The sequence below is a fragment of the bacterium genome, assembly GCA_035295165.1.
Lineage (GTDB): Bacteria > Sysuimicrobiota > Sysuimicrobiia > Sysuimicrobiales > Segetimicrobiaceae > JAJPIA01.
The window spans coordinates 1-6,183 of the sequence record DATGJN010000077.1 but is presented as its reverse complement, the minus strand read 5'-3'; the positions used below and the strand labels follow the sequence as shown (position 1 = coordinate 6,183).

Below are 6,183 nucleotides of genomic sequence, written 5' to 3'. Positions count from 1 at the left end.
GCGCCGTACACTTCCACCCGCTCGGACGGAAACAGCCATGTGGCGTGGGCTACGCTGGTCACCGTCGCGATGACGCCGCTTCGGCATGTGAGCACCATCGCAAACCCGTCCAACTCGCGGTAGACGCTCTGACGAGCCCGGCCCTGGATCGCCGCCACGTCGCCGAACAAGAACCGGACCATGTCGAACAGGTGCACGGGCGTCTCGTAGAGGAAGCCTCCGGTCACGCGCGGATCGGCCGTCCACGGGGGCTGCTGAAGCTCACCGCGGTTGTGCTTCATCTGGGCGGCGATTGGCGTCAGGCGACCGTCGTCGATCAGCCGCTTCGCGAACCGGTACACGTTCGCGAAGCGGCGGTTGAATCCGATTTGGTAGATGCCGGCGGCGCGCCCGGCCGCTTCCCGGATTGCCCAGGCACCGTCGAGTGACGTCGCCATCGGTTTTTCCGAGAACACATGCACGCCGTGCGCGAGCGCCCGCATCACCGGCTCGACGTGGTGCGTGTTGGGCGTGGTGATGTAGACGGCCTGGACGCCCGCGTCCAGCAGCGCGTCGAGGTCCGAGAGCGATGCGGCGCCGGTTTCCGCGGCCAACCGCGCTGCGGCCTCGGGCACCGCATCCGCGACCCCGACGAGTGTCACGCGCGCGTCCCGACGCAGGTTGAGGGCGTGGATCCGGCCGATGAATCCCGCGCCGAGCACGCCGACCTTGAGCGACATCTACACGCTCCCGGTGGCGGCGCCCCGTTGCGCCCCGCACCGGATCGTGAGTCTACTCCGCAGCGATACGAACGTGTTCGCGAAGCCGACGCGCGGCAGCGTCGGCGCGAACGTCGTCCCCATGATGATGCCCACCGCCCGGTCCACCACGTTGCGGTGCCTCACGACCTTGCGAACACGCCAGACCATCCTGAGCCTCCCGACGCATCGTATCCCCGTGTGGAGTCGCCGGACTATTTCGTGGCGTAGGCCCGCTGGACCCCTCCGCCTGCCCGCCCGTCGCCCCGACGGCTGGCCCACGATGCCGGCCGGTGCCCACTGCCGCGTCTGGTCTCGTAGAGATAGATCGTGAGCGCCGCGGTCACCGTCCGAGTGCCGACGAGACGCCCCTCGCCGTCGAGGGCGTGAAGGATGACGCGGGCGCTCGGATACATCCCGTGCACCAGCCACACCCGGGGATGCCCGGCCACGAGCGGGGGCACCCGCGCGGCGTCGGCGTCCGCGAGCGGCGGAAACAGCGTCCGGCTGGCGCCGAAGTCCGCGGGCACCCCCCGCTCGTCGACCTCGGGATGATAGCGCGCGAAGTAGTAGTCGAACGCCGGCTGCACGTACGGGACGTAGAACAGTACCAGGTCGCCGGGCGCTACCCGCGCGGCGACGTACGCCGCCGCACGGTCCCACCCGCGCAGCACATCCCCCGCCACGTCGTCGCGGTAGTGTGCGAGCACGCCGACGACGGCGACGGTCGCGACCACGGCCACCAAGCCCACCCGCACCCACGGCAGACGGATCCGCTCCAGACCGGCCGCGATCGCCAGGGCGAGCGGCACGTCGGTCCACAGATACGCCCGCTTCACGAACACCGGGCCAACGAGCGAGACCGCGATCAGGCATGCGATCGGCACGACCCAGAGCGCGGTCGTCAGCGCCACCCAGTGCGGCTCGTGCCGCCAGATCGCGCGTCCGAGGAGAACCAAGCCGATGCCGACGGCCGCGGTCGCGGCCGGGGCATAGGGATTGAGCGCGTACCAGTGGACAACGGTTCCGCCCTCCACCTGGCGCACAAGCAGGAACAGTTCGGGCAGACACAGCGCCGCGACGGCGAGGTGGGCGCCCACCCAACGCCGGACGAACGCGGGGCGATCGCTCCGCGGGAGCGTCCACGCAACGCACGCAAGCACCACCAGCACCGCGACGGGAAACAACGCCGCCGTGTAGTCGGTCCACATAGCGCCGGCCGCGCCGCCGACGTACGCGGCCCAGACCGCCCACGTTCCCCGCTCGCCGACGAGCAACCGTGCGAGTGCGACCATCGCCGCCGCCAGCCCGAGCGTCTCGAGCGCGTACATGCGGGCCTCCTGGCTCCATGTCACCAGGTCCGGCGCAAGCGCGACCAGGAACGCCGTGAGGAGACCGAGCGGGCGGCCGCCCACGATCCGCCCGAGGCTGTACCCGAACACGACCGTGAGCAGCCCGCTCAGGACCGAGGGCAGGCGCAGCGCGACGACCCCATCTCCGAAGATGTGCATCCACCAATGGAGCGTGACATAGTAGAGTGGTGGATGATCGTCGAGCCGGGCGAGCACCGTCCAGATATCGGCGATGGGGTGCCGGGCAACCCAAACCGTGAACGCTTCGTCGATGTCGAGTGAACCAAGCCCGATCCAGTGGAGACGGACCGCCGCCGCGAGCGCAAGCACGCCCCACAGCGTGAGATGGTGCCACGTCGGCGGTCGGCGGCCGGCTTCAACCGGCGATGCCGCCTCGTCGCTATGTGCGTGCATGGCCATGGCGCCTGTTCCCGCTCCGCCGGTAAGGTGCGTGAGGATTGCAGTGTTGGAACCGGGGCGCCGAGAATCCTCCTCCGCGCCGCCGGCGCGGGCTAGGGGTCTTGGAGGGCGGCGTCCAGGCTGCGGAACACCGTGAGGCTGTGGTCGCGGTCCAAGATGTCGATCAAGCTGCGCAGCAGTGCAGATGGATTGGTCAGCGCCAGTCGCGCCCCGAGCATGGAGGCTTTCTCGTGGTACCGCAGCAGCGTCTTGACGCCGATGCTATCGATGTACGCGACGTCCGTCATGTCGACCAACACGCGTTGACTGACCTTCAGCGCCTCGGCCAATCCGGTCTTCAAGATCGGGTGCGTGCTCAGGTCCACCTCCCCGACCGGGCGCAACACGACCGCCCCTCCACGACGCTCCGCCCGCAGGGCAAGCGTCGGGCGGTGATGTTGTCTCAGCATTGGCAGCACCCCGTGAGCGGCTGGCGGGTTACGCGATACGCACACTCTACCGGTGCCGCGTTAAGAGGGGATGATGGGGAAGGTTAAGATTGGACGAAGGGCGCGGCGCGCTAGATGAACTTGTGTGCGACGCGCCTGATCGCGGCCTCGTCCCACAGGCTCCGGTCGCCCACGCGGGCGACCGCGGGCGGGAAGCTGACCCACCCGATCATTTCTTGCACGCGCGCCTCCGAGGTTTGCAACAGCTCGGCCAACTCCGGCAGCGTAGTGAACGTGTGGGTCTCTTCCGTGTTGGCAATACTGACCCGGCGAAGGTGAAAGTACCAAAGACGAGGCAGATGCTGCTCCACATACCGACACGTGCGCACGAGCGCATCATATGCCGATCCGGCACACGCCGACAAGTGGAGCTCGGTGCCGTGCTCCACCACGACGACCTCCGGTCTTACCTCAAGATCACTCGGCTCGACCGCCTCCGCAAGGTTCGGAATCACGGAGGAGCGTGACCAGAACATCGCGCGCCAACGACTCATGGGACTCCCGTGGTGGCCCCCACCAAGCATCTTGCCCGCGCCACGGGCGATTCCAAACCACGGCCCCCGACTCCGGGCCTGCGAGCCGGCCCCCAAAACGAAACAGGCCCCAGGCTCCGCTGGGGCTCTTCGCGCCGGTGCCGTGTGCGTTCGCTACCGCATATCCGACGCGCCCAAGGTGAAATGTGTGGTGCCGGTGTGAGAGTTCCGAGTCGCCCTTACTCGCGCAGCGGCTTGAGTGCCGCGGCCCACTTCCGCAGTTCATCGAGCATGGCTCGGGCTGACTGCTCATGCTGATCGGTGGCGACGAAGGTCTTCGTGTCGTCGATGTGCTTGGAAACGAACGGGATCGCCACCCCGACAGGCAACGGCATGACGCTGACCGATGTGAGCAGCGGTTTGATGGCCTGCACGGACCGCACGCCGCCCGACATCGCACCGTAGCTCACGAAGCCCGCCGGCTTGTAGCTCCATTCGTACAGCAAGTAGTCCACGGCGTTCACAAGTGCGGGAGGCGCGAAGTAATTGTATTCTGGCATCACCAACACGAAGGCATCGGCCGCGCTCACCAACTTGCTCCACGCCTTGGTGTGCTCGTGCGCGTACTGCCGCATTCGCGGATGCGCGGGCTCATCAAGCAGCGGCAGGTTGATCTCGGCCAAGTCAGCGAGCGTGACGTGAAACGCTTCGTGCCGCTCGGCCACCTTCACGAACCACTGTGCGACGGGCCAACCGGCCCGACCCGGTCGCGTGCTGGCGATGATGACGAGGAGATTGAGCATCGGTCGCTCCAGGTGAATCTCGTCTTGAGACGATACCACTGGGCTGGAACGGACGTGGGCAGGTCACCATTCCCCGTGCCTTCCGCCTTGCGCTCGCGAGCGCGACCTCGGCGCCGGACCGATGACTTCGGCGAGATCCACGGCAATTGTTGCGCCGTCTCCTCTCGTTGCGTGGAATAGGCGTCGCTGATCCCGTTGGTGTCGCGCTCGTGTCGACTGAGCCGGAGGGTGGCGGTGCTTTTCACGTCGCAAGATCGGGTGCCCGCCGGATGCCTCCGTCGACGGCGAGCCCGTATGCTAGGAGCCAAGACCGTTGGGCAGGGCACTCGCCAAGGGGGATGCCGTGGACAAAGTCAAGGTCGTGTCGGCGCCGAATTGCATGGGACTGCTTTGGGTCGGAGGATGGCTCTTCACAATCGGATTCCTCCACCTGGTGTTCTGGAACGGTGTCCTAGCGATCGTCTTGTGGCCCTACTACCTCGGGACGACGTTCAGCGCGCTGACGCACTAACCGGGAATCGCCACGCTCGGTGCGCACGCAGGAAGGGTCCCGCCGACTGTGACTCTCGTCCGCGCACAGGCCTCGGCGGCCGCAGTTCCATCGCTGTGTACACCCAACGTTCATGTGCACTACCACGAGCGGCTCAACGTCGCGTACAGGATGAGTGCATCCAAGGCGATCGGCATCAGCTTCGTCGGGCCAGCGAACGAAGCCATAAGAATCAGTTGAACCCCAGCACCCGCGACCGCGAGTGGCCGCCACCAGCCGAACGGCACCCACCAACCCAGGACCGAGAGAGCGGCTGGGAAAAGCAGCCCCGCGCTCGTCGCGGCAATGAAGAAGCCGCCTAGTGGAAACCCTGAGGGTTCCGGCGAGAGTTCACCGAGCGGCCCATGCTCCCCGTACGCCCAAGGCCATGCCCACTTGAGCAGTCCGAGAAACGTCCTCTGAGCCTGTTCGTCAAGGGGCGTGAGGTAGGATGCTGAAAGATGCGCGCCAACGAGAAAGACGATACCCAGGACCCACCGCGGCATCAAGGAGAGCATGTTCCGTCGGTCGCCATGTCTTGTGGCCCTGCTCGCCTTCGCCGAATCGCGAGGGTCGGCTGGGATGGGCGCGACTGCCGGGCCGGACTCCGCGATCTCAAGTGCCAGTCCACTTGCGCCGATCGGGATCACGCCCGAACGCGTCCGGGCGCGCGGGCGACGACCGCCGCGATGAGCAGTCCCACCAACCACCCACTGCATCCGGGTCGGCCGGCGAAGCGAGACCCCGAGCACCAGGGACGCGGACGGAACGCTCCCGGCGAGCCACCACGGGATGCGGACCGCCAGGGTACGTGCCGCCCGTGCCGATCCCTGCATTGCAGGTCCGCACCGACCGGATACGGGCGTCAGGACCGCCCACGCGGTGGCGCGTGCCGCCCCGGGGCCGTGCCGTCCTGCCGCCGGTTCGCCTAGACGGTGCGCACCTGCACCCGGAGCGTCATCCATTCCTCCCCGGCTTCACCGCCGTTGGTTCACCGTGTCCACGCCGTTGGGCGTCCGCTCCGCCATCGCTTCCTGGTATCGTTCGGGCGCGTATCGAGCGGCGAGCAAACCGGTTGCGTCCTCGAGGTTGATGGGCTGCACGAGCACGCCTTCCTGACCATAGGGCAAGTACGCCTGGCACTCGCCGGAGGGGGTGATGAGACTAGTCGCCGATTCCTGAAAGCGCAGCGCATAGTTGACACTGGCAAAGTAGATTGTGTTCTCCATGCTGCGCATCATCATGGCCTTTTCGTAATAGGGCGCGCCGGTCGTGCCCCATTGCGTCAGGCGGACACCTTGCCGGTCACTGCCCGTGTGGTGGGGGTGAAAGACGATTTTGGCGCCCCGTACCGCTGCCCATCGCACGGTTTCGGGATAAC

9 protein-coding genes are annotated in these 6,183 nt (G+C 67.1%); 1 reads left to right on the top strand and 8 read right to left on the bottom strand.

From position 1 onward, the window contains the following. The 6 genes from VKZ50_12305 to VKZ50_12280 all read right to left on the bottom strand — a co-directional run. A partial coding sequence (locus VKZ50_12305; GenBank protein ID HLJ60502.1) for a Gfo/Idh/MocA family oxidoreductase occupies positions 1-719 on the bottom strand: 719 nt, incomplete at its 3' end. Next, positions 720-908, bottom strand: coding sequence for a hypothetical protein (locus tag VKZ50_12300; GenBank protein ID HLJ60501.1), 189 nt, complete (start codon positions 906-908; stop codon positions 720-722). Between the two features lie 44 nt (positions 909-952). Next, complete coding sequence (locus VKZ50_12295; protein HLJ60500.1) at positions 953-2,503, bottom strand: glycosyltransferase family 39 protein; 1,551 nt, start codon at positions 2,501-2,503, stop codon at positions 953-955. Positions 2,504-2,601: 98 nt separating this feature from the next. Further along, positions 2,602-2,958, bottom strand: a complete 357-nt coding sequence (locus VKZ50_12290; protein HLJ60499.1) for an STAS domain-containing protein — start codon at positions 2,956-2,958, stop codon at positions 2,602-2,604. A 110-nt stretch (positions 2,959-3,068) separates the two neighbouring features. Further along, complete coding sequence (locus VKZ50_12285) at positions 3,069-3,491, bottom strand: hypothetical protein (protein ID HLJ60498.1); 423 nt, start codon at positions 3,489-3,491, stop codon at positions 3,069-3,071. Between the two features lie 218 nt (positions 3,492-3,709). Beyond that, complete coding sequence (locus VKZ50_12280) at positions 3,710-4,273, bottom strand: NAD(P)H-dependent oxidoreductase (GenBank protein ID HLJ60497.1); 564 nt, start codon at positions 4,271-4,273, stop codon at positions 3,710-3,712. 313 nt (positions 4,274-4,586) lie between these two features. Between VKZ50_12280 and VKZ50_12275 the strand changes: the two genes are divergently transcribed. Beyond that, on the top strand, positions 4,587-4,784 hold the full coding sequence (locus VKZ50_12275; protein HLJ60496.1) for a hypothetical protein: 198 nt from the start codon (positions 4,587-4,589) through the stop codon (positions 4,782-4,784). A 119-nt stretch (positions 4,785-4,903) separates the two neighbouring features. Here the strand turns inward: VKZ50_12275 and VKZ50_12270 are convergent, their stop codons facing one another. Together VKZ50_12270 and VKZ50_12265 are read right to left on the bottom strand one after the other, a co-directional pair. Then, positions 4,904-5,320: a hypothetical protein gene (locus VKZ50_12270; protein HLJ60495.1), complete on the bottom strand. Its 417-nt coding sequence runs from the start codon at positions 5,318-5,320 to the stop codon at positions 4,904-4,906. Positions 5,321-5,779: 459 nt separating this feature from the next. Beyond that, positions 5,780-6,183 (bottom strand): nitrilase-related carbon-nitrogen hydrolase (locus VKZ50_12265; protein HLJ60494.1); only part of this gene is annotated, 404 nt, incomplete at its 5' end.